This is a genomic window from Geobacillus subterraneus (genome assembly GCF_001618685.1).
GTDB lineage: Bacteria > Bacillota > Bacilli > Bacillales > Anoxybacillaceae > Geobacillus > Geobacillus subterraneus.
The window spans coordinates 1,749,612-1,769,809 of the sequence record NZ_CP014342.1 but is presented as its reverse complement, the minus strand read 5'-3'; the positions used below and the strand labels follow the sequence as shown (position 1 = coordinate 1,769,809).

Sequence of the window (20,198 nt, the reverse complement as noted above, 5' to 3'; positions counted from 1 at the left end):
CAGTTCTCCCTTAAAATTTTGTCTTTTCTTTTTTTGACGTCGACGGTTGGTTGTTTGCTTTTGACGATGGATTTGTTTTATTGGCGTATTCCACCGCCTGCTCTAGTTTCTTTTTCACCGTCTTTCCTCCTTTCCCGCCAAGTGGGCACGAATAGTATACCCGCTCGCTGCCCCAGCTACTCGAGACGAGACTGCCATTTTCCGCAAACATATGATATGATAAACAAGAGTCTGACTCGATCATGATCGTTTGAACAGAAGGAGGAATCACATTGAGCGTACATATCGGAGCAAAGCCAGGGGAGATTGCCGAGCGCATTTTGCTGCCGGGCGATCCGCTGCGTGCCAAATATATTGCTGAGACGTTTTTAGAAGGAGCGGCATGCTACAACGAAGTGCGCGGCATGCTTGGTTTTACCGGAACGTATAAAGGGCACCGCGTTTCCGTACAAGGAACCGGGATGGGTGTGCCATCCATTTCAATTTATGTCAATGAATTAATTCGAAGTTATGGAGTCAAGACGCTCATCCGTGTCGGAACATGTGGAGCGATTCAGCCGGATGTGCGCGTGCGCGACGTCATTTTGGCGATGAGCGCCTCAACGGATTCGAACATGAACCAGCTCATTTTCCGCGGCCGCGATTACGCGCCGACGGCTGATTTCCACTTGCTGCGGACGGCGTATGACGTTGGCGTGGAAAAAGGGCTGGCGCTCAAAGTCGGCAACGTCTTTACGGCAGATCTGTTTTACAACGATGAGCCAAACTGGGAAACGTGGGCGCGCTACGGCGTGCTGGCTGTCGAAATGGAAACGGCGGCGCTCTATACGCTGGCGGCGAAATTCGGCTGCCGGGCGTTGTCTGTGCTGACCGTAAGCGATCATATTGTCACCGGGGAAGAGACGACGGCCGAAGAACGGCAAACGACGTTTAATGAAATGATTGAAGTGGCGCTCGAAGCGGCGATCCGCAGCGGTGTGTAACGACTTGCTAGGAAACGGAAAAGGGGAAGACGAATGAAACAGCGATGGCAAGCGGCAATGCTGGCGTGCCTATTGCTCGCCGGCTGCCAAACAGGGGAAAGCGGCGACCGCAGCCCAGCCGGCCCATCCGGACAGCCTCCGGAAAGCGCGGTGCAGCCCGGCGGCGATGGATCGGGCAAGGCAGACGACCGTCCGGTTGACCCCGACTTGCAGCTTGAGGAGAAATATTGGAACGTCATCAAGGTGCAAAATGGGCAAAAGGTGATCATGAATCCGGACAACATTTTAGTGCTTGTCAATAAAGAACAGTCGCTTCCGCCCGGCTACAAGCCGGCCGACTTAGTCGTGCCGCGCGTGCCGTTTTCGTTTGATGACCCGAAGGCAGAAAAGCGGCATATGCGGGCTGAGGCGGCTGCGGCGCTTGAAGAGATGTTTGCCGCTGCCCGCCGCGACGGCATTGAACTTGTGGCCGTCTCCGCCTATCGGTCGTATGAACGGCAGCAGGTGGTTTTTGCCGAAGAAGTGCGGCAAAAAGGGAAAGAAAAAGCCGTCCAAGCGGTCGCCCATCCGGGGCAAAGCGAGCACCAAACCGGGCTTGCGGTCGACATTAGCAGCCGCTCGGCCGGCTATCAGCTGACGGAGGCGTTCGGAGCGACAAAAGAAGGGCAATGGGTTGCCGCCCATGCGCACGAGTACGGGTTCATCATCCGCTACCCGAAAGGAAAGGAAGCGGTGACCGGCTACAAGTATGAGCCGTGGCATATCCGTTATGTCGGGCGGAAGGCGGCCGCAGTGATCAAAGAGCGCGGCTTGACGCTTGAAGAATATTTTCAAACAGTAAAAAAAGTGTAAGCAGAACTAGAGTTCAAAAAGTTTGGACGGGGGTGTCGCAAAAGCGGCAGGGCCCCCTTTTTTCATTGCTGCATACATGATGAACGTTTTCTGCAGGACAACATTTTATGTCTCTCATGGAGAAAGGCGTCCTTTTAGGCTAGCCGTGCTGTTCACTGACTCGAAAGAGGACACCTTATTTTGTTTGGCGCGGCGGCGATGGCTGCATGAAGGTTATGTTTCGCACCAAAAGATGCAATAGCCGAGTCGGTCGCCGAACTGTGCCGTCAGCTGCTGATGCGTCTGCCACATATTGGCCATCTCCGGTGTCGAAGGAAAGGCGATGATGAGCGGCGCCCCTTGGCTCGGTGCTTCTGCCGCGGCTGTGTAGGAAAAATGGCGGCAGCGAAATCCGCTTTGTTCAAGCGTCCCTTTCCACTCGGCCGGCGTCATCAGCTGCCGGAAGCCATAAAAAGCGGTGATTCGCTGCTGCGCGGCGCCGGTTAACCGCTCATGACATGCTTCGATGCCGATGAACGTGCCGCCTTTTTTCAGCACCCGACGAATTTCGGCGAGCGCTTTCGGCAGTGAAACGAAGGCGAGCACCGACTCAGAAAGCGCGAGGTCAAATGTTTCAGCGGGGAACGGCAGCGCTTCGACCGAAGCGCGGTGCAGGCGAACCGGAACAGCCATGGCGGCAAAGCGCTGTTTCGCTTTGGCGATCATCGTTGGATGGAGATCGATCGCTGTCACATCCGCCCCGTACTGTTCGGCAATATACGCGGCGGTCTGCCCCGTTCCGCAGCCGACGTCAAGCACTGAGGATGAACGGTCAATATGAAGTTTACGTAATATATTTTTTGTTAACTCAAAGCCGCCTGGATGGGCGCCGTCGATCCCCATTTCCGCCAACCAGTTCAAATACGAAGTCATCTGTTTCTCCCCTTTTCGCTTGAATTGGTTTATCATACGCAAAAGAGTTCGATTTTGTTTTTAGGCAAAAAAGTTTGCTTGTCTCTATACTCGTGAAGGGAGGCAATTTTCTTGCTGTAGACTCAACCGATATCAAGCTGGTACACTGATACGTGCAAGAATGAAACGGCTAGGTTGGTGAAGCATGTGGAATGGAAACAACGGGCTGAGGCCGGCGCGCTGTTAAGCATCGCTGTTTATCTTTTGCTGGCGGCCGGCAAACTTTTCGCCGGGTCAGCCGCTGGATCGGACGGAGTGAAGGCGGACGGCTGGAATAATTTGAGCGATGTGATCGCTTCAGCGGCCGTCTATATCGGCATGAAAATCGCCAAAAAACCGCGCGATCGTAATCATCCGTACGGGCATTCGCGGGCGGAGAACATCTCGTCGCTTTTGGCCGCCTTTTTAATGATGTCGATCGGCATTGATGTTGTCATCAGCGGCGCCGGTACGCTTCTTCATGGCGGAAAGAAGGCCGCCCCTGATTGGCTGGCGGCGGCGGTCGCCCTCGCCTCGACAGCAGTCATGCTCCTTATTTACGCCGTCAATGCCCGGTTGGCGCGGCGGACGAACAGTGCGGCGCTCGCCGCCGTGGCGAAAGACAACTTATCGGATGCCCTTGTCAGCGCCGGAGCGGCGATCGGCATCGTCGGGGCGCGGCTCGAGTGGCCATGGCTTGACCCGCTGGCGGCGCTCATCATCGGCGCGATCATTTGCAAAACGGCATGGGAAGTTTTTATGGAAACGGCGCATACGTTGACCGACGGTTTTGATGAAAGGAAGCTCGCCGTTTACCGCGAAGAAATCGCTGCGGTGGGCGGTGTGCGCGATGTTGCCGACATTAAGGCGCGCACGCTAGGCAACGATATTGTGCTTGAAGTGACGATCCGCGTCGATTCGCGCTTAACAGTGGCGAAAAGTCATGAAATCGCCGACGAAGTCGAACGGCTGATGAAAAAACGGCATAACATCCGGGCGACGCACGTCCATGTCGAGCCGGAAGCGCAGGTGGATCGGCAAGGGTAAGACACCTGCTTGCCGGTGCTCCGCAGCGAGCGTTTCCGGTACAGCCAACATGGCATGAATTTTACGTTCATGCCGGAGCTGAAATGGAGATACGGTTATCCTCCGCTCGCGTTGCTCCTTATGGCTACTGTCGCCGCGCTCATCGCCCTCTATTTCAAACGAAAAGGTTGGTGGGGGGAGACGGGGACGAAAGAAAAATAGGGGTTTTTCCGGAAAGTGGGCATTTGCCCGGCCATTTGGGCGGGCGGGCGCATATGATGGTCCCGTGAATCCATAAGGGAGGTGCCCGCTATGAGCGGTTTCGTCAGCAGCGGTTATACACTTGTGATCGTCTTGTTCATTTTATTGATTATTGTCGGTTGTGCTTGTGTCGGTTGGTAAGCGGCAGCCTGAAAAAACATAAAAGCGGAAACAAGTCAAACGGCGCGGCCAAGCAAGGCTGCAAGGGAACGGGGACGGGCGCCGCCCCGTTTTGCTGTGGCCCGCCGGACTTTTGTATAGATAAAATTAGGCAGCGGCGGTATAATGGAACGGAGATATTAAGGAAAAGGGGATCATGACGTGGGGCATCTTAGTGAAGAAAAACAAGGGATCCTATATACCGCCGCCTCGTATTTGTTATGGGGGGTGCTGCCGCTCTATTGGAAGCTGCTTGAGGCGCGTCCGGCGCTTGAGATTTTGGCCCATCGCATCATTTGGTCGTTCGGCTTTATGGTTATTCTTTTGGCGGCGACTGGACGGCTCGCTGCCTGGCGCCAAGAGCTTGGGGCGATGCGCCGCCGGCCGGCGTTAGCGTGGGGGATTTCCGCCGCTGCGCTGCTCATTAGCGCCAACTGGTTTATTTACATATGGGCAGTGACCCATCACCGTATCGTTGAAGCCAGCCTCGGCTATTATATCAACCCGCTGGTCAGTGTGGCGCTCGGGACGGTGGTATTGCGCGAACGGCTAAGCGCTGGGCAATGGATCGCCTTTTTTCTCGCTGCGGTCGGCGTGGCCGTGATGGCAGTGGAATACGGTTCATTTCCGTGGGTGGCTCTATCGCTCGCTTTGTCATTCGGATTTTACGGCTTAGTGAAAAAGTTGGCGAGCGTTGACTCATCCGTCGGTCTGACGTTGGAAACGATGGCGGTGATGCCGATTTCGGTCATTTACTTAGTATGGCTATACAACGAAACGCCGGCGCTCATCGGGGCAGCGGCATGGTGGCAATGGGTGCTCCTTGCTGGAGCTGGACCGGCCACCGCTGTGCCGCTTTTGTATTTTGCCAAAGGGGCACAGCGCGTATCGATGACAATGCTCGGCTTTTTGCAATACATTTCGCCGACGATCAGCCTTCTCCTTGGCGTTTTTTTGTTCGGTGAACCGTTCACGAAAGCCCATTTGTACGCATTCAGCTGCATTTGGGCGGCGTTGATCCTGTTTTCTATCGTACAAATTAGGCAGGCGCCGGAGCGAAAAAAATGGAAGCAAAATTCGCTGCAAGCGTAACGGCGGCCCGGATGGCGGGCCGTCTTTCTTTTTGCCCCCGCGCGGCAAATACCCATTTTTGCCGAAACACCTAACCAATTCCCCGCTCCGTGAATAGTCTACTAGTACAAAAACGAAGGAGGTGCTGGCAAATGGGTGCAGCTTACGGCGGCGGGTTTGCGCTGATCGTCGTTCTGTTCATCTTGTTAATTATTGTCGGATGTGCATGTATCGGTGGTTGGGTGTATTAATGAACCCTACCTGTTAGCAAGGAGGTGACGAATATGCCATATGGCTTCTACGGCTGGGGCGGCTATGGCTTCGGTTATCCGGGCTACGGCGGTTACGGCTTCGGTTTCGTGTTGATCGTCGTCCTGTTTATTTTGCTCATTATCGTCGGGGCAACTTGGTGCTAAGCAGATGATGGGCAAGCGGGGGAGGCGGCCGGGCAACGGCCGTTTCCCCCGTCATTTTTTTGAAAGAGGCAGGAAGACCGGAGGGAAGAGGAGAACTATAAAGGAGAATAAAAAATTCAGCGCAACGTGGAGGGCGGGAAAATGAAACGCATTCCGAAAGACGTGGTCGCGACGTTTTCGATCGTCGCGTTCGATCCGGCGACCGGGGAGCTTGGCATTGCTGTCCAGTCGAAATTTTTAGGCGTTGGCGCGGTTGTGCCATGGGCGAAAGCAGGCGTCGGGGCGGTGGCGACGCAGTCGTACGCCAACACGTCGTACGGCCCGCGCGGCCTCGAGTGGATGGCCGAAGGAAAAACGGCACAAGAAACGCTCGAACGGCTCATTGCTGATGACAGCGAGCGCGATTTGCGGCAAGTCGGCATCGTTGACGCCAAAGGCCGGGCGGCGACGTTCACCGGGAAAAAATGTTATTCGTGGGCCGGCGGCATCACCGGTCCGAACTATGCAGCCCAAGGCAACATTTTAGCTGGAGAGGAAACCGTGTTGGCGATGGGAAAAACGTTTGAACAGACGAAAGGCCCGCTCGCCGAACGGCTGTTAAAGGCGCTCCAAGCAGGCCAAGCGGCAGGAGGGGATCGCCGCGGCCAACAGTCGGCCGCCTTGCTTGTCGTAAAAGAAGGAGGGGGATACGGCGGCTTCAATGACCGTTATATCGATTTGCGCGTCGATGACCATTCGCAGCCGATCGAGGAGCTGATCCGCCTGTATCAATTGCGGCAGCTGTATTTCGAGAAGCCGCGGCCGGAGAAGGTGGCAGCGATTGAAGGAGCGGTCAAGGAGGAAGTTGCCGCCGAGCTGGTCCGCCTTGGCTATTTGCCGGAGGAAAAAACGGGGGACAGCGAGGCGCTCCATCAGGCGCTGACGGCGTATATACATACGGAAAACTTTGAAGAGCGCGAAGCGGGAAAAGGAAAGATCGACCTTGACGTGCTGGCGTATATGAAACAACAGCCGTCGCCAAAGGCGGCGGACTAAACAGCAGCCGGTTGTCAACCGGAACGTTTTGCGGCTTGTCCGTTTTGACATCGTCGCAATGAAGGATGCCCCGAATGATGGGCATCCTTCGCTTTGTTTATAGCCGCTGGCCCGGGCGCCTCTGCCTTACGAGGCGAGCGGCGTGCGCCGGCTTCCGTGGCGGCGCCAGATGGCCCGCAGGCGAAAACTGAGGAAAAGCGCTCCGGCCGCCAGCCCGGTGATGAGGCCGATCCAGTAGCCGAACGCCCCGGCGGCGGTCAGCAGAGCGAGCGCACAGCCGACGGGAAGTCCGATGCCCCAGTAGGCGAGAAGAGCGGCCCAAAACACGGCGTTGACATCTTTATAGCCGCGCAGCGCCCCTTGAATGGGAGCGGCGATGGCATCGGAAAACTGGAAGAAGATCGCATACAGCAAAAACTTTCCGGTCAGCGCCGCCACAGCGGGATCGTTCGTGTACAGCCGGGCGACATGGCCGCGGAAGGCGTAAAGAAACAGAGCAGCAGCCGCAGCGACGGCCAAGGCGATGGCAATGCCGATTCGGCAAAACTGCTTCGCGTCTTCATACCGTTTGGCCCCCGCTTCGAAGCCGACCGCGATCGTCAGCGCCATTGACAAACTGAGCGGAATCATATACAACAGCGAAGCGAAGTTAAGGGCGCTCTGATGGGCGGCGACTGTTTCGGCGCCAAATCGGCCGACAAGCAGCGTTACAGCGGCAAAAATGCTCGTTTCAAAAAAGATGGCCGACCCGATCGGCACCCCTGTTTTGAGCAGCTCTTTCCATGTGGCCCATGAAGGGCGATAAAAACGCGCGAACGCACGATATGGGGCAAAGCGGCGAAATTTGGCAGCAACCAAGGCGGCGGACACAAAGCAGTACGTATACGTGATTGCTGTCGCATAGCCGGTGCCGATGCCGCCAAGGCGCGGAAATCCGCCGTGTCCGTAAATGAACAGCCAGTTGAACAGCATGTTGATCGGCAAGGCGGTGAGCGTAATCCACATCGTCACTTTCGTCTGCCCAAGCGCATCGATCGAATAGCGAAGCACGGCATAAAGGAACAGCGGGATGATTCCGAGCGACAACGCCAGCAAATAATGGGAGGCGATGTACCGGACGCTTTCTTCAAGCTGCATCTGTTCCAAAATGAACGACACGGCGACCGCGCCGGCCAGGACGAGGGCGAGTGCGATTGCGACGGACAAATAAAGCGCTTGGATGACAGTGCGGGAAATATCTTCATGCCGTCCGGCGCCGAAATGCTGGGAGACGATTGGCGACAGGGCGAGCAAAATACCGCCGACCCCGGTGAACACCGGCACCCATAGGCTGGAGCCAATCGCCACCCCGGCCAGATCTTCGGCACTCGCGTGGCCGGACATCGCGACGTCAGTAAAATTCATCATATATTGGCCGGCCTGCGAAACAAAAATAGGGAGAAACAAAGCGAACAGACGTCGCCATTTTCCGGCGGCTGGAGCGGTCATTGCCATAGCGGCCCCTCCTTTAGCTTAAGAAACAACACATTGTGCTAAATCATCAATCTTCCGCTCCCGAGACAGGGCGCCATCCCCTTCCGGAAGCCGTTTACGACGTAAGAAACGGCGGCTGGCTGCGGAGCGGAAATTCCATGAGAAAACAGGCGCCGCCCCCGCCGCTTTGCACTTTCATCGTTCCCCGATGCAGTTCGACGATTTTTTTCGACAATGAAAGGCCAAGCCCTGTCCCCGTTTCTTTCGTTGAGAAAAACGGATCAAAAATATGATCGATGACCGACGACGGAATGCCGGGCCCGTCATCGCAGAAGCGAAGCTGGACGATATGGTTTGCTTTCCAGCTGCTGACCGTCACATTCATCGTCTTCGCGACTTTCGCCTCGACGGCGTTGCGGAATAAGTTTAAAAACACTTGCAGCAGTTGGCTGCGGTCGCCGTTCATTTCATAATCGTCAAGCTGTTCATCAAGATCAAAATGGACGTTCACATTATGAAGCAGCGCTTCGCTTTGCAGCAAAACACCGACGTCATCACGCAAAAAGCGGTGCAAGTTGAACGTCTCCATTTTCACGTCGGCCGGTTTGGCGATATTTAAAAAGTCGGTAATGATGTTGTTCGCCCGGTCGAGTTCAGGGATGAGCAGCCGCTCAACGAGCGACGCGATGCGATCCGGCAAATCATTTTTCAGCAGCTGCAAATAGCCGCGCACCGTCGTCAGCGGGTTGCGGATTTCATGGGCGATGCCGGCGGCAATGCGGCCGGCGACGGCCAACTTTTCCGTTTCTTTCATCATGCTGAGCGATTGGAACATACTAATGACCCGTTTGACCGATCCGTCATCATTATAAATAAAGCGGGTATTGACGATGCCGTAAAAGCGGTCGAGCACTTCGTGATTGTAAAGCGGTTCGCCCCTTTCGAGCGATTGAAGTGTTGCGATCAGCTCGTCGGGAAGCTTCAGCAACTCGCGAATATGTTTGCCGATGATGGCGTCGCGGTCGACGCCGGTGTCGATGGCCGCCTGCAAATTGCAAAGCGTAATGATGCCATGGCTGTCGACGAAAACGATATGATGCGGAACAAGGTCAAGGAGCGGTGTTAAAAACGCCTCAACCTTTTCAAATGGCACATCGTGATACAAGTCAATGTCCCACTGCCATTCCGCTTCCTTGCCAGGGGCGGCCGGGACCGGGTGCAGGCGCGGCCGGGCATCGTTGCCGCGGCCTTTTTCGATGGTGATTCCGGTTTCGTAATCGGTAAACACAAATGGGAACGGAAGCTGTTCGATGAGCCGCTCATAAGCGCGCAACTTTCGCTCGAGCTCTTCAGTTTGTTGTTGTACCAATCGATCGTTCATCCTTCCAAACTCCTTAGCTACACATCTCATTTCCTATTTTACAAAAGTGACTCGTCTTTGGCTATGAGGAACGCCCTTATATGTGCTGAACGGTCAGTGACAGTTGGCATCAATGGAGGCCGCCATCGTTGCCTGCCGTTTCGAACCGGCAAGCCGGCGATCATGCCGGTGTCAGACGGCTGGCCGCCGCCTTTCGGGTAAAACGCTGTTTCAGCCAATGTCACAACGTATGTATCATCGTCTTGACGGCCGCTCGTTGCCGTCGTTGTCCACGCCGCGACGCCCGGCGCTGTATCATGCCATTTTTCGGTCACCACCGTTTCATTCTTTCGTGCTCCGAATGCTTTTCTTCCATATTAGCAAATTCATCTATGTTTGCCTATTCTCAAACGAGTTTGTTTGCCTTAATCGAACGATGTGCTAAATGATGAACAAGAAAAACAGATGCCAGTGACAGTTGTTTATCTATCTCTTTGTATTTTTTATAAAACTATGTGCTAAATAATCAATAAAAATCCGCCATCAGAGGAGCGGATTAAGGAAGCAAACGGCGCGCCTGGCTGCGGGCGGCAAACAGCCCGTACAATCCCGCACCGACAAGGCAAAGAACGATGCCGAACAAGTAAGGAAGCCCGGCCATATAGCTGAACAAACCGCCGCCGATAATCGGGCCGATGATGCGGCCGAGCGAATCAAATGATGACAATAGTCCGGCCGCCCTCCCTTGCCGGCCGGCCGCCTGCTTTGTAATGAGCGAGGAGACGCAAGGACGGATGACACCGTTGCCGATGCCGAAGATCGATAAAAAAAGGGCGGCCGTCCAAAAGTCTTGCACGAGTAAAATAGATGCAAAGCCAAGAGCCGAGACGACAAGCCCGCCCTGAAGGACACGGCCCTCGCCAAACCGTTTGATCAATCGTCCAAGGAGCGCCCCTTGGACGAAGGCGCTGGCGATTCCCATCACCATAAAAATATATCCGAGCTCAACTGAACCGAGCCCGGCGCGGCGATCTGCGAAGTAAGCAAACGTTGCCTCAAGCCCGGCGAGAGCGAGCGTTGCTGTCCATTGCAGCAAATACAAATAAAGAAACGGGCTTCTCATCATTTCTCCGAGCGGCTGCCGGCTGGTCGATCGGATGGCGGCTGGTTGGCGCATCGATTCCGGCAAAACGAACCATACGAACAGCGCTGTCGCCGCCGATAGCGCTCCTGCGATGGCGAACGGCAGCTGCAAATTTGTTTGCGAAAACATTCCCCCAATGGCCGGTCCGCAAATAAAGCCGAGCCCGGTTGCGGCGCCGATCGCTCCCATCGCTTTTCCGCGTTCATCCGGTGTGGTGACGTCGGCTGCATACGCCATCACGGTCGGCATCGCTGCCGCTGACAGCGCCCCGCCAAGCAAGCGGGCGATAAACAGCATCATGAGCGTTTCGGCTGCGGAAAAAAGGAAAAACGATAACGACAGCCCGGTGATGCCGATGAGCAATACCGGCTTACGGCCATAACGGTCGGACAGCTGTCCCCACATCGGGGAAAACAACAGCTGCATGAGCGAATACACCGCCATGAGCAACCCGAGCTCAAGCGGAGTAGCCCCTACTTCTTCAGCGAGAAACGGCAATACGGGAATAATGATGCCAAAACCTGACATAACGAAAAACATGACGATCGATAAAAGCAACAAAGGGCGGCGTTGCTGCATAAGTTATTCCCTCCTTCACTCTTTTTATCGTACGCCATCGCTCAAGGAAAAAGCAACGCAAACCATATCGATGAATGATGAAGCGGTGATTTTATGATACAATATTTCCGTCGTTGATGAAATGCAGGGTGCGCCTTCATTCCATCTCTAAAGAGCTCGGCTTTTCCGTTCGCTGTTTCTATCGCAAAGCGGGGCAAAAAAGGACCGATCGCCTGATCAGAAAGGGTGGTTTGGGGATGTTGACGTTAACAGACATTGAACAAGCAAGGGCGAAAATGAAAGGCGTTGTCCATGAAACGCCGCTTGAACATTCGCAAACGTTCAGCCGGTTGTCCGGCAATGACGTGTATATGAAGCTTGAAAATTTGCAAAAAACGGGGTCGTTTAAAGTAAGGGGATCATTCAATAAAATTATGTCGTTGACCGACGAAGAGCGGTCGCGCGGTGTTATCGCCGCCTCGGCCGGCAATCATGCCCAAGGAGTCGCCTACGCAAGCGGTATGCTTCATATTCCGTGCACGATCGTCATGCCGAAAGGGGCGCCGCTAAGCAAAATCGAAGCGACGAAAAGCTACGGAGCGGAAGTTGTTTTGCATGGCGATGTGTTCGATGAGGCGCTCGAATATGCGCTTGAGCTGCAGCGCGAGCGGGGAATGACGTTTGTGCACCCGTTTGACGATTTGGCCGTCATGGCTGGCCAAGGAACGATCGGCTTAGAGTTGATGGAGCAGCTTCCCGATGTGGACGTCGTCCTTTGCCCGGTCGGCGGCGGCGGTTTGCTTGCGGGGCTGGCGTTGACATTAAAACAGCTGAAGCCGTCCGTCGAGGTGTATGGCGTTGAGTCGTCAGCCTGCCCCGGCATGACCGCCGCCCTCCGCCATAAGCAGCCGGTCGCCATCGCCGCGTCGGATACGATCGCCGACGGCATCGCGGTGAAAAAGCCGGGCAATATTACGTACCAATATATCGAGCAGTACGTCGATGGCGTTGTTTGTGTGGAGGAGGCGGAAATTTCGCGGACGATGCTTTATTTGCTCGAGCGGAACAAACTGCTCGTCGAAGGGTCGGCAGCCTGCCCGCTGGCGGCGCTTTTGTATCAAAAGCTCCCGTTTCGCGACAAAAAAGTCGCGGCCATTTTAAGCGGCGGCAATGTTGATGTGACGTTGATTTCCCGCATCATCGAGCGGGGGCTTGTCGAGGCCGGCCGCTTTGTTACGTTTACGACGATCATTTCCGATAAGCCGGGGCAATTGAACAAGCTGCTGCGCATTATCGCCGAACTCGAGGCAAACGTGATGTCGATCCACCACCAGCGCATCGGCGCCAAAGTGCTGCCGGGCCAGGCGGAAATTCATTTTTCACTCGAGACGAAAAATGAAGATCATATCCAGCAGATTTATCAAGTGTTATTGAAAGAAGGATATGACGTACAGTTTTACCGGTAGGCGGCTCGAACTAGAAGCGTCAGCGCAAGTGGGAGAGCGTTCCATTCGAAGACAGCCTTTCGGCTTTTAAGCGGGGAAAGCGGAAGACGCATTCGCGGCGGGCTGATGACGGAGCACGTTCCGTACGGTTTGCGCAGTTCATCGTTCCGTTAAAGGCTGTTAGGCATGACAAGCCCCGGCCTTTGTTCGCAACATGCGGCTGTCCCCCGTACAGACGGCTCTGTCTGGCCGGGGCAGCCGTTTTTTATCAATGGACGCGCGGTCCCTCTTGCGGTCGCGTGGCCCCGAGGCCTTCACGGGCCATTTTCGCTTTCAAGCTTTCAAACAAGTACAGGCCGAACATGCCGAGCAGCTCTTCATCGGTCATCTCACCGATCAGCTTCAGCACGTCGCGGCGGTCGAGTTCATCCAAAATGGACATCGCCACCGCTTCAGCGTCTTCTTCATCCCCGGTCAGCCGGTCTTTGTAATATTCATATAGATCATCAATAAACTTCATCGGCATCGCCGCCTCGCTTATGGAAAGCGGGCTTCCTCCTCTCTTCGTAGTTGGCCGGCGCCGGTTGACAGCATCCGCCGCTCACAGTTGCCGGCCGTCTCCTTCTTCCTGATCATTCCGCCATTGGCAACGGATATACACTATAGTATAATGGAAAAAATATCATTCGAAAAGCGGGGGGGCGCCATGATTCGTCGGTTAACGAAGGAAGACCATGAGCAAGTGTTTTTATTTTTACAGCAAGACCCATCGTTCAACTTGTTTATTATCGGCGATATTGAGTCATTTGGCTATGACGCCGATTTCCAGGACGTCTGGGGGCAGTTTGACGGCAACGGCTCGCTGAAGGCAGTGCTGCTCCGTTATTATGATTCCTACATTCCGTACGCGCCTGGCGATTTTGATGCCGATGGCTTTGCTCGTCTCATCCGCGAGACCGCCCGCTCGTTGCCTGTCGAGCTGTCCGGTAAAGAGGAAATTGCCAGGCAGTTTGAAGAGCGGCTGCCGCTCGGGGCGAAGCGGACCCTTTACTTTTGCGAGTGCCGGACGGATGAATGCGCCCGTCAAGAAATGGGGGCGTTCGCCGTCAAAACAGCCGGATGGGCCGATGTTGATCGGATCATTGACTTGCGGCGCCGCATTCCTGAGTTTGACACGAGGCCGACGGCGCGCGACATGCTGGTGAAGGCGATGGAAACGAATTCAGCGAGAACGTACTATATTGAACAAGACGGCAAGATGGTGGCGGCGGCATCGACAGCGGCGGAAAATTCGCTGTCGGCGATGATCGTCGGCGTCTGCACCGATCAAGAACATCGCGGGAAAGGATATGCGAGCGCCATCGTGGCGAAGCTCGTTTGTGATTTGCTTGCCGAAGGGAAGATGCCGTGCTTGTTTTATGACAATCCAGACGCCGGCCGCATTTATCATCGCCTTGGCTTTTGCGATATCGGATTGTGGGCGATGTACCGTTAGAAAGGCGGAAGTCCCGCCAGCTTGCTTGTGGGCAAAAGCAAGCTGGCGGTTATTGTCCGTCTGCGCCGTTGGGCGTGCCGCGGCGAATGTGCTCGCCGCCGCGCTCCCGCATCGCTTTCGCCTTGTCGTTGACGAGCTGCTTTTGGTCAACGATGGAGGACGGTGTTTGGTTTTTGTTTGTCATGTTCATCACCCCAATGGAGAAGATTTGGCGCGCTGAATGAACATATCTGCATCTTCAATCAGCCCGCAGACGCCGCATTGGACGCGGTAGCTTGGGCCGCGGTACGGGAGATGGAACGGTTCGAGCGCGTCATTTGTGTACTCGTGCTCAATATCGCCGGTATGCGGGTCGAGCTTGACCGCCCGTGGGTGCTGCTCGATGAGGTGAAACCGCGTCCGGTTCGTTTTGCAGTTCGGGCATAACATCGGTTCCAATGGAAGCCACCTCCGGTTTTTATCTTTTGGAAAAACGGCCGTGATTATGTATAAGGCATCTGTTTTGTTTCAGTTCGTGCGGCTAGGGGACAGGGCTCGCGCAGCCGGTCGGACGGTGTGCGGCGAAAGACGCCTCCATTTTTCGGGCGCCGGAACGATTTTTGTTGACAATGGTTGCAGCTGTCGAGTATCTTAATAAACAAGAAGAATATTTCGTTTTTTTTGAAATGTTTTACGATCGATGCGAAGGAGACTGTTATGGCTGACAAACCGCTCAGAGACCGCATTATCGACACCGCTCTTCATTTGTTTGAGAAATATGGCTACCATGGCGTGACGGTCGACCGCATCGTCGCGGAAAGCGACACGTCGAAAGGCGGGTTTTACCATAATTTTAAATCGAAAGACGAGTTGCTGTACCATATTCATGACGTCTTTATTACGTATGCGCTGACAAAAGCGCAGGAAGCGTATGAAAGCTGTTCGACGCCGACCGAGCGCTTGTACGCCATCGTTCAATCGTTTGTCAAAGTATTTCATTTATATAAACCGCATATCACCGTCTTTTATCAGGAAAGCACGTACTTAAAACCGGAATACGCCGAGCTGATCAATGAAAAGCGCGAAGAATTTAAACAGATTATTTTTCGCGTCATCCGCGAGGGAGTCGAGGCCGGCGAGTTTCGTCCGGAGCTGTCGGTGGAGATTGCCGGCATGTCAATCATCGGCATGGTGAACTGGACGTACAAATGGTACAATCCGGACGGGCCGCTGTCGATTGAGGAGATTGCGAGCTATTTTGCCGATTTCATTTTGCATGCGGTGCTTCGCGACCCAGAGCATCCGGCGGCGGCACAGTTTTTGCTGCGGCCACCCGCCGAATAAGCGGTCTGTTGCGCACAGACCAACTAGTCGGTCTCGATAGTCGCCGAAGCAAATAACCGTTGGTCTATTTCCGTTCCAGCTGAAAACCGGCTAGTCGGTTTTCATATAGTCATTTTTCAAATGGGGGAGAGGGAGAAGATGGATTTTTCGTTGACGAAAGAACAACAAATGATTAAAGAGATGGTTCGTGACTTTGCGGAGAAGGAAATTGCCCCATACGCGGCGAAATGGGATGAAGAGGCGCATTTTCCGCGTGAAGTGTTCCGCAAAATGGGCGAGCTGGGGCTGTTGGGCTTGCCGTTTCCGGAGCAGTATGGCGGCGCCGGGGGCGATACGATTTCATACGCCATTGCCGTTGAGGAAATCGGCCGCGCCTGCGGCGGCACCGGGTTAAGCTACGCGGCTGCCGTTTCGCTCGGGGCGAGCCCGATTTATTACTTCGGGACGGAAGAACAAAAACAAACGTGGCTTGTGCCGATGGCAAAGGGGGAAACGCTTGGCGCCTTCGGGCTCACTGAACCGAACGCCGGGTCGGACGCCGGCGGCACGCGCACGACCGCGGTGCTTGACGGCGATGAATATGTCATCAACGGCGAAAAATGCTGGATTACGAACGCCCAATACGCGCGGCAAGTGATCGTTACCGCCGTCACGGGCAAAGACGCGCGCGGCAAAAACATCATCACCGCTCTCATCGTACCAACCGACTCCCCAGGATTTACAATCCGTTCGAATTACGACAAAATGGGTGTCCGCGCCTCCAATACGTGTGAGCTTGTTTTTGAGAACGTCCGCGTGCCGAAAGAAAACGTGTTGGGCGATCCGCAAAAAGGGTTTAAGCAGTTTTTGTACACGCTTGATGGCGGGCGCATCTCGATCGCCGCTTTGGCCGTCGGCATCGCGCAAGCGGCGTTTGAGAAAGCGCTTCAATACGCGAAAGAACGCGTTCAGTTTGGCCAGCCGATTTCCAAGTTTCAAGCGATCCAGTTTAAGCTCGCTGACATGGCGATGGAAATTGAGCTTGCCCGCAATATGGTGTACAAGGCGGCTTGGTTGAAAGACCAAGGGAAACCGTTTACCAAAGAAGCATCGTTCGCCAAGCTGTTTGCGTCGGAAATGGGGTTCCGCGTCTGCAATCAGGCGATCCAAATTCACGGCGGCTATGGCTATATGAAAGAATACGGCGTCGAACGCCACTTGCGGGATATCAAGCTCATGGAAATCGGCGAAGGCACATCGGAAATCCAGCGTCTCGTCATCGCCCGCCAACTCGGATGCTAAAAGCGGAACGATGCGCATATCCATAACAGTGAATTCGGACAAAGGGGAGGAGACGGTCGATGTTAGCGGTGACTGTGGGGAAATTGTTAGAGGAGCGCGCCAGGCAATACCCGGATCATGAGGCGGTCGTGTATGCCGACCGCAACTTGCGCCTGACGTACCGGCAGTTTAATGATTATTGCCGCCTTGTCGCGCGCGGTTTGATGCGGCTTGGCATTGAAAAAGGGGAACATGTCGCCATTTGGGCGACAAACGTCCCGGAATGGATCACCTGCCAGTTTGCGACCGGGAAAATGGGCGCAGTGCTTGTTACGGTCAATACAAACTACCAAGCGGCCGAGCTTGAGTATTTGCTGAAGCAGTCCGATTCAACGACGCTCTTTTTGATCGAACAATACCGCGATTCTTCGTACATCGACATTTTGTACAACGTTGTCCCAGAGTTGCGCACGGCCGAACCGGGGAACCTGCAGTCCAAGCGGCTGCCGAAGCTGAAAAACGTCGTTTTGCTCGGCGATCGGCGCTATCCGGGCATGTTTACATGGAATGACATCTTGACGATGGCGCATGAGGTGACGGAAGAAGAGCTCGATGAACGGTTAGAGCGCCTTGATCCGCACGATGTGATCAACATGCAATACACATCAGGGACGACCGGATTCCCGAAAGGGGTCATGTTGACGCATTATAACATCATTAACAATGCCCACCAAGTGGCGCAATGCATGAAGCTTGGCGAAGGTGACCGTCTTTGCATTCCGGTGCCGTTTTTCCATTGCTTTGGCTGCGTCATGAGCACCCTCGCGTGCGTCACTGTCGGGGCGACGATGGTGCCGGTTGTTGAGTTTCATCCGAAGCGGGTGCTCGAGACGGTGGCGGCGGAACGGTGCACGGCGCTGCACGGCGTGCCGACGATGTTTATCGCCGAACTGAACGACCCGGATTTCGACAAATACGATTTGTCGTCGCTGCGCACCGGCATTATGGCCGGCTCCCCTTGCCCGGTCGAAGTGATGAAAGCGGTCATTAACAAAATGGGCATGACCGATATTACGATCGCCTACGGCCAGACCGAATCGTCCCCGGTCATCACCCAGACGCGCACCGACGACCCGCTTGAGCTGCGCGTCGAAACGGTCGGCCGCGCGCTGCCGGGTGTGGAAGTGAAAATCGTTGAGCCGGGCACGAGCAACGAAGTGCCGCGCGGCGTGCAAGGGGAGCTGTGCACGCGCGGCTACCATGTGATGAAAGGGTACTACAACAACCCGGAAGCGACCAACGAAGCGATCGACCAAGACGGCTGGCTGCATACCGGCGATTTGGCGACGATGGATGAAAACGGTTACTGCCGCATCACCGGCCGGCTGAAAGATATGATTATCCGCGGCGGCGAAAACATTTATCCGCGCGAAATCGAGGAGTTTTTATACAAACATCCGAAAATTTTGGACGTTCAAGTCGTCGGCGTGCCGGATGAAACGTACGGGGAAGAAGTGATGGCGTGGATCATCTTAAAGGACGGCGAAACGGCGACCGCTGAGGAAATTCGCGAGTTTTGCCGCGGCAACATTTCCCGCCATAAAATCCCGCGCTACATCGAGTTTACCGATTCGTACCCGATGACGGCGTCCGGGAAAATTCAAAAATTTAAGCTGCGGGAAATGGCGAAACAGCGCCTCGGCTTAACGACTTAAACGGCCGTGCCGGGCGGTTCATCCGCCCGGCGGCATTCTCAGTTTTTGCGAAAGGGTGAGAGGATGTTTACGAAAGTGTTGATTGCCAACCGCGGCGAAATCGCCGTCCGCGTCATCCGCACGTGCCAAAAGTTCGGCATCCGAACGGTCGCCGTCTACTCGGAAGCGGACGCTGACTCGCTTCACGTCCAGCTCGCTGATGAGGCGTATTTGATCGGCAAGCCGCGCGTGGCGGAAAGCTACTTAAATATCGAAAAAATGATCGAAGTCGCCAAGGTTGCGAAAGCGGAAGCGATCCATCCCGGCTACGGGCTGCTTTCGGAAAACCCGGCGTTCGCCCGCCGCTGTGAGGAGGAAGGAATCGTCTTTATCGGTCCGAAGGCGGATGTCATTGCCGCGATGGGCAGCAAAATCGAAGCGCGGCGGACGATGGAAAAAGCCGGCGTCCCGATCGTCCCAGGCGTCTCCTTTGCGTTAGACAGTCCAGATGAAGCGGCGGCAGCCGCGGCTTCGATCGGCTATCCGGTCATGCTGAAGGCATCATCAGGCGGCGGCGGCATCGGCATGCACATCGCCCGCGATGAAGCGGAGCTGCGCCAGGCGTTTGAAGGCAGCCAAAAACGGGCCGCTTCGTTTTTCGGCGACGGGACGATGTATATTGAAAAATATATTGAACGTCCGCGCCATATTGAAATTCAGCTGCTCGCCGATGGGCGCGGCAACTGCGTCTACTTATGGGAGCGCGAGTGCTCGATCCAGCGTCGCCATCAAAAAGTGGTGGAGGAAGCGCCGTCGCCGTTTTTAGATGAAGAAACGCGGCGGAAGATGGGCGAAGCTGCCGTGCGGGCAGCACGTTATATCGGTTATGCGAACGCCGGCACGATTGAGTTTTTGGTCGACGAACAAAAAAACTTTTATTTTCTTGAAATGAACACTCGGCTCCAAGTCGAACATCCGGTGACCGAAGAAATTACCGGCATTGACATCGTTGAAGAGCAGCTGCGCATCGCCGCCGGCGAGCCGCTCCGCTATAAGCAGGAAGACATTCGCCGCGATGGGCATGCCATTGAAGTGCGCATTTATGCCGAAGACCCAAACACGTTTTACCCGTCGCCCGGCCGCATTGCCGTCTTTTCCGTTCCTCAAAGGGGAGGAATTCGTCATGAAACGGCGGTCCAAAGCGGGATCACCATTACGCCGTTTTATGACCCGATGATCGCCAAATTGATCGCCAAAGGCCCGGATCGGACATCGGCGATTGAACGCTTGCTCGAGGCGCTTCGGGACTATCGCGTTGAAGGAATTAAAACGAACATCCCGCTGCTTAAAGCGGTATTGTCCCATCCGGCGTTCCGTGCCGGGGAAACGACGACCGATTTTCTTTCAAACTATTGGCAGCCAACGAAAACAAAATGAAGCAGAAACGGAGGAAGAAACGATGAACCAAGTCACTGCCACCATGGCCGGAAGTGTATGGAAAATTGTCGTCGCCGTCGGCGACCGCGTCGAAGAAGGGCAAGATGTCATTATTTTAGAATCTATGAAAATGGAAATTCCCGTCGCTGCCGAGACGTCCGGCACAGTAAAGCACATTCATGTGCAAGAAGGGGATTTCGTCAACGAGGGCGACGTACTCGTTGAGATTGAGTAAGGAAACAGGCGCGCGAACCGTTCCGCTAACAATAGGGGGGA

General features: G+C 54.9%; 24 protein-coding genes. 16 read left to right on the top strand and 8 right to left on the bottom strand.

Annotated features, from left to right (window positions below):
* Positions 1 to 272: 272 nt before the first annotated feature.
* Together deoD and GS3922_RS08670 are read left to right on the top strand one after the other, a co-directional pair.
* Positions 273 to 983 carry a purine-nucleoside phosphorylase gene (gene deoD, locus GS3922_RS08675; RefSeq protein ID WP_063166014.1) on the top strand — a complete coding sequence of 237 codons (711 nt, stop codon included), beginning with the start codon at positions 273 to 275 and terminating at the stop codon, positions 981 to 983.
* 33 nt (positions 984 to 1,016) lie between these two features.
* Positions 1,017 to 1,835 carry a M15 family metallopeptidase gene (locus tag GS3922_RS08670; protein WP_063166013.1) on the top strand — a complete coding sequence of 273 codons (819 nt, stop codon included), beginning with the start codon at positions 1,017 to 1,019 and terminating at the stop codon, positions 1,833 to 1,835.
* Between the two features lie 213 nt (positions 1,836 to 2,048).
* Here GS3922_RS08670 and GS3922_RS08665 read toward each other — a convergent pair whose 3' ends face one another.
* Positions 2,049 to 2,747: a class I SAM-dependent methyltransferase gene (locus tag GS3922_RS08665; RefSeq protein WP_063166012.1), complete on the bottom strand. Its 699-nt coding sequence runs from the start codon at positions 2,745 to 2,747 to the stop codon at positions 2,049 to 2,051.
* 174 nt (positions 2,748 to 2,921) lie between these two features.
* Between GS3922_RS08665 and GS3922_RS08660 the strand changes: the two genes are divergently transcribed.
* From GS3922_RS08660 to GS3922_RS08645, 7 genes are all read left to right on the top strand, one after another.
* On the top strand, positions 2,922 to 3,812 hold the full coding sequence (locus tag GS3922_RS08660) for a cation diffusion facilitator family transporter (protein WP_063166011.1): 891 nt from the start codon (positions 2,922 to 2,924) through the stop codon (positions 3,810 to 3,812).
* A 15-nt stretch (positions 3,813 to 3,827) separates the two neighbouring features.
* Positions 3,828 to 4,013, top strand: a complete 186-nt coding sequence (locus GS3922_RS08655) for a CorA family divalent cation transporter (protein ID WP_225995655.1) — start codon at positions 3,828 to 3,830, stop codon at positions 4,011 to 4,013.
* A 90-nt stretch (positions 4,014 to 4,103) separates the two neighbouring features.
* Positions 4,104 to 4,193, top strand: coding sequence for a YjcZ family sporulation protein (locus tag GS3922_RS17255; protein ID WP_108209749.1), 90 nt, complete (start codon positions 4,104 to 4,106; stop codon positions 4,191 to 4,193).
* Positions 4,194 to 4,373: 180 nt separating this feature from the next.
* Positions 4,374 to 5,303, top strand: coding sequence for an EamA family transporter RarD (gene rarD, locus GS3922_RS08650; RefSeq protein ID WP_063166010.1), 930 nt, complete (start codon positions 4,374 to 4,376; stop codon positions 5,301 to 5,303).
* A gap of 131 nt (positions 5,304 to 5,434) precedes the next feature.
* The gene (locus GS3922_RS17250; RefSeq protein ID WP_011231081.1) at positions 5,435 to 5,533 is read left to right on the top strand and encodes a YjcZ family sporulation protein; all 99 of its coding nucleotides are present in this window, start codon (positions 5,435 to 5,437) and stop codon (positions 5,531 to 5,533) included.
* 33 nt (positions 5,534 to 5,566) lie between these two features.
* A complete protein-coding gene (locus GS3922_RS17245) occupies positions 5,567 to 5,698 on the top strand; it encodes a YjcZ family sporulation protein (protein WP_020959727.1) in 132 nt (43 codons plus the stop codon).
* 141 nt (positions 5,699 to 5,839) lie between these two features.
* The gene (locus GS3922_RS08645; RefSeq protein WP_063166009.1) at positions 5,840 to 6,733 is read left to right on the top strand and encodes a DUF1028 domain-containing protein; all 894 of its coding nucleotides are present in this window, start codon (positions 5,840 to 5,842) and stop codon (positions 6,731 to 6,733) included.
* 126 nt (positions 6,734 to 6,859) lie between these two features.
* Here GS3922_RS08645 and GS3922_RS08640 read toward each other — a convergent pair whose 3' ends face one another.
* From GS3922_RS08640 to GS3922_RS08625, 4 genes are all read right to left on the bottom strand, one after another.
* Positions 6,860 to 8,227 carry an MATE family efflux transporter gene (locus tag GS3922_RS08640; protein WP_063166008.1) on the bottom strand — a complete coding sequence of 456 codons (1,368 nt, stop codon included), beginning with the start codon at positions 8,225 to 8,227 and terminating at the stop codon, positions 6,860 to 6,862.
* Between the two features lie 94 nt (positions 8,228 to 8,321).
* Positions 8,322 to 9,587: a two-component system sensor histidine kinase NtrB gene (locus GS3922_RS08635; protein ID WP_063166007.1), complete on the bottom strand. Its 1,266-nt coding sequence runs from the start codon at positions 9,585 to 9,587 to the stop codon at positions 8,322 to 8,324.
* Positions 9,588 to 9,625: 38 nt separating this feature from the next.
* Positions 9,626 to 9,901, bottom strand: a complete 276-nt coding sequence (locus GS3922_RS18495; protein WP_143424847.1) for an alanyl-tRNA editing protein — start codon at positions 9,899 to 9,901, stop codon at positions 9,626 to 9,628.
* 221 nt (positions 9,902 to 10,122) lie between these two features.
* Entirely contained in the window at positions 10,123 to 11,289 is a 1,167-nt protein-coding gene (locus tag GS3922_RS08625; RefSeq protein WP_063166005.1) for an MFS transporter, read from the bottom strand.
* Between the two features lie 236 nt (positions 11,290 to 11,525).
* Here GS3922_RS08625 and ilvA point away from each other — a divergent pair, with 236 nt between their 5' ends.
* Positions 11,526 to 12,734: a threonine ammonia-lyase gene (gene ilvA / locus GS3922_RS08620; protein WP_063166004.1), complete on the top strand. Its 1,209-nt coding sequence runs from the start codon at positions 11,526 to 11,528 to the stop codon at positions 12,732 to 12,734.
* A gap of 247 nt (positions 12,735 to 12,981) precedes the next feature.
* Here the strand turns inward: ilvA and GS3922_RS08615 are convergent, their stop codons facing one another.
* Entirely contained in the window at positions 12,982 to 13,239 is a 258-nt protein-coding gene (locus GS3922_RS08615) for a DUF6154 family protein (RefSeq protein ID WP_063166003.1), read from the bottom strand.
* A gap of 180 nt (positions 13,240 to 13,419) precedes the next feature.
* Between GS3922_RS08615 and GS3922_RS08610 the strand changes: the two genes are divergently transcribed.
* Positions 13,420 to 14,208: a GNAT family N-acetyltransferase gene (locus GS3922_RS08610; protein ID WP_063166002.1), complete on the top strand. Its 789-nt coding sequence runs from the start codon at positions 13,420 to 13,422 to the stop codon at positions 14,206 to 14,208.
* A gap of 49 nt (positions 14,209 to 14,257) precedes the next feature.
* On the opposite strand, the gene GS3922_RS18335 is transcribed toward GS3922_RS08610, so the two are convergent.
* Positions 14,258 to 14,392, bottom strand: a complete 135-nt coding sequence (locus GS3922_RS18335; RefSeq protein ID WP_257722303.1) for a hypothetical protein — start codon at positions 14,390 to 14,392, stop codon at positions 14,258 to 14,260.
* Between the two features lie 5 nt (positions 14,393 to 14,397).
* Positions 14,398 to 14,646, bottom strand: a complete 249-nt coding sequence (locus GS3922_RS08605) for a hypothetical protein (RefSeq protein WP_063166001.1) — start codon at positions 14,644 to 14,646, stop codon at positions 14,398 to 14,400.
* A 258-nt stretch (positions 14,647 to 14,904) separates the two neighbouring features.
* On the opposite strand from GS3922_RS08605, the gene GS3922_RS08600 reads away from it, so the two are divergent.
* The 5 genes from GS3922_RS08600 to GS3922_RS08580 all read left to right on the top strand — a co-directional run bounded on the left by GS3922_RS08600 (position 14,905) and on the right by GS3922_RS08580 (position 20,157).
* Positions 14,905 to 15,531: a TetR/AcrR family transcriptional regulator gene (locus GS3922_RS08600; RefSeq protein ID WP_063166000.1), complete on the top strand. Its 627-nt coding sequence runs from the start codon at positions 14,905 to 14,907 to the stop codon at positions 15,529 to 15,531.
* Between the two features lie 138 nt (positions 15,532 to 15,669).
* The gene (locus tag GS3922_RS08595; RefSeq protein ID WP_063165999.1) at positions 15,670 to 16,812 is read left to right on the top strand and encodes an acyl-CoA dehydrogenase; all 1,143 of its coding nucleotides are present in this window, start codon (positions 15,670 to 15,672) and stop codon (positions 16,810 to 16,812) included.
* A 59-nt stretch (positions 16,813 to 16,871) separates the two neighbouring features.
* Positions 16,872 to 18,506, top strand: a complete 1,635-nt coding sequence (locus tag GS3922_RS08590; protein ID WP_063165998.1) for an AMP-binding protein — start codon at positions 16,872 to 16,874, stop codon at positions 18,504 to 18,506.
* Between the two features lie 63 nt (positions 18,507 to 18,569).
* Complete coding sequence (locus GS3922_RS08585; protein WP_063165997.1) at positions 18,570 to 19,922, top strand: acetyl-CoA carboxylase biotin carboxylase subunit; 1,353 nt, start codon at positions 18,570 to 18,572, stop codon at positions 19,920 to 19,922.
* Between the two features lie 22 nt (positions 19,923 to 19,944).
* Positions 19,945 to 20,157 (top strand): acetyl-CoA carboxylase biotin carboxyl carrier protein subunit, encoded by a 213-nt coding sequence (locus GS3922_RS08580; RefSeq protein WP_063165996.1) that lies wholly within the window; start codon positions 19,945 to 19,947, stop codon positions 20,155 to 20,157.
* The last annotated feature ends 41 nt before the right edge of the window (positions 20,158 to 20,198 follow it).

What these genes read in the sequence shown, in the direction of transcription:
- GS3922_RS08580 (WP_063165996.1), top strand. Translation starts at nt 19,945, where the DNA reads ATGAACCAAGTCACTGCCACCATGGCCGGAAGTGTATGGAAAATTGTC.
- GS3922_RS08615 (WP_063166003.1), bottom strand. Translation starts at nt 13,239, where the DNA reads ATGCCGATGAAGTTTATTGATGATCTATATGAATATTACAAAGACCGG.
- GS3922_RS18335 (WP_257722303.1), bottom strand. Translation starts at nt 14,392, where the DNA reads ATGACAAACAAAAACCAAACACCGTCCTCCATCGTTGACCAAAAGCAG.
- GS3922_RS08585 (WP_063165997.1), top strand. Translation starts at nt 18,570, where the DNA reads ATGTTTACGAAAGTGTTGATTGCCAACCGCGGCGAAATCGCCGTCCGC.
- GS3922_RS17255 (WP_108209749.1), top strand. Translation starts at nt 4,104, where the DNA reads ATGAGCGGTTTCGTCAGCAGCGGTTATACACTTGTGATCGTCTTGTTC.
- GS3922_RS08670 (WP_063166013.1), top strand. Translation starts at nt 1,017, where the DNA reads ATGAAACAGCGATGGCAAGCGGCAATGCTGGCGTGCCTATTGCTCGCC.
- GS3922_RS17250 (WP_011231081.1), top strand. Translation starts at nt 5,435, where the DNA reads ATGGGTGCAGCTTACGGCGGCGGGTTTGCGCTGATCGTCGTTCTGTTC.
- GS3922_RS08665 (WP_063166012.1), bottom strand. Translation starts at nt 2,747, where the DNA reads ATGACTTCGTATTTGAACTGGTTGGCGGAAATGGGGATCGACGGCGCC.
- GS3922_RS17245 (WP_020959727.1), top strand. Translation starts at nt 5,567, where the DNA reads ATGCCATATGGCTTCTACGGCTGGGGCGGCTATGGCTTCGGTTATCCG.
- GS3922_RS08635 (WP_063166007.1), bottom strand. Translation starts at nt 9,587, where the DNA reads ATGAACGATCGATTGGTACAACAACAAACTGAAGAGCTCGAGCGAAAG.
- GS3922_RS08590 (WP_063165998.1), top strand. Translation starts at nt 16,872, where the DNA reads ATGTTAGCGGTGACTGTGGGGAAATTGTTAGAGGAGCGCGCCAGGCAA.
- GS3922_RS08600 (WP_063166000.1), top strand. Translation starts at nt 14,905, where the DNA reads ATGGCTGACAAACCGCTCAGAGACCGCATTATCGACACCGCTCTTCAT.
- GS3922_RS08610 (WP_063166002.1), top strand. Translation starts at nt 13,420, where the DNA reads ATGATTCGTCGGTTAACGAAGGAAGACCATGAGCAAGTGTTTTTATTT.
- GS3922_RS08645 (WP_063166009.1), top strand. Translation starts at nt 5,840, where the DNA reads ATGAAACGCATTCCGAAAGACGTGGTCGCGACGTTTTCGATCGTCGCG.
- GS3922_RS08625 (WP_063166005.1), bottom strand. Translation starts at nt 11,289, where the DNA reads ATGCAGCAACGCCGCCCTTTGTTGCTTTTATCGATCGTCATGTTTTTC.
- GS3922_RS08640 (WP_063166008.1), bottom strand. Translation starts at nt 8,227, where the DNA reads ATGGCAATGACCGCTCCAGCCGCCGGAAAATGGCGACGTCTGTTCGCT.
- GS3922_RS08595 (WP_063165999.1), top strand. Translation starts at nt 15,670, where the DNA reads ATGGATTTTTCGTTGACGAAAGAACAACAAATGATTAAAGAGATGGTT.
- ilvA (WP_063166004.1), top strand. Translation starts at nt 11,526, where the DNA reads ATGTTGACGTTAACAGACATTGAACAAGCAAGGGCGAAAATGAAAGGC.